Origin of the sequence: Myxococcus eversor, assembly GCF_010894455.1 — a bacterium.
GTDB classification, from domain to species: Bacteria; Myxococcota; Myxococcia; order Myxococcales; family Myxococcaceae; genus Myxococcus; species Myxococcus eversor.
The window spans coordinates 1-514 of the sequence record NZ_JAAIXY010000097.1; the positions used below are offsets into that span (position 1 = coordinate 1).

Below are 514 nucleotides of genomic sequence, written 5' to 3' on the forward strand. Positions count from 1 at the left end.
CTCCCCTGGCCCCGCTCTCCATCCAGTACGCCGACTTCTCCTCCTGGCAGCGCACCTGGCTCTCCGGCGACACCCTCTCCTCCCAACTCGACTTCTGGACCCGCCTCCTCGACGGCGTCCCTCACGTTCTCTCTCTTCCTACTGACTTCCCTCGTCCCTCCCTCCAGCGCTTCGAGGGCTCCACTCACCGCTTCTCTCTTCCTCTCCACCTTCGCGACTCCCTCGACTCCCTCTCCCGTCTCCACGGTGCCACCCTCTTCATGGCACTGCTCTCCTCCTTCCAACTCCTCCTCTCCCGCTACTCCGGTCAGCTCGACTTCCTCGTCGGCTCTCCCATCGCCAACCGCACCCGCCCCCAGCTCGAATCCCTCATCGGATTCTTCGTCAACACCCTCCCTCTCCCGGCTCGCCTCTCCGGCAACCCTTCCTTCCTCGACGTCCTCCTTCGCACCCGTGACGCCTGCCTCGGCGCCTACTCCCACCAGGAGCTTCCCTTCGAGAAGCTCGTCGAGGA

1 protein-coding gene is annotated in these 514 nt (G+C 65.0%); it reads left to right on the forward strand.

Annotated features, from left to right (window positions below; all coding sequences use genetic code 11):
* Positions 1 to 20: 20 nt before the first annotated feature.
* Positions 21 to 514: condensation domain-containing protein (locus G4D83_RS47395; RefSeq protein ID WP_420826711.1), on the forward strand; the 494-nt coding region annotated here is incomplete at its 3' end.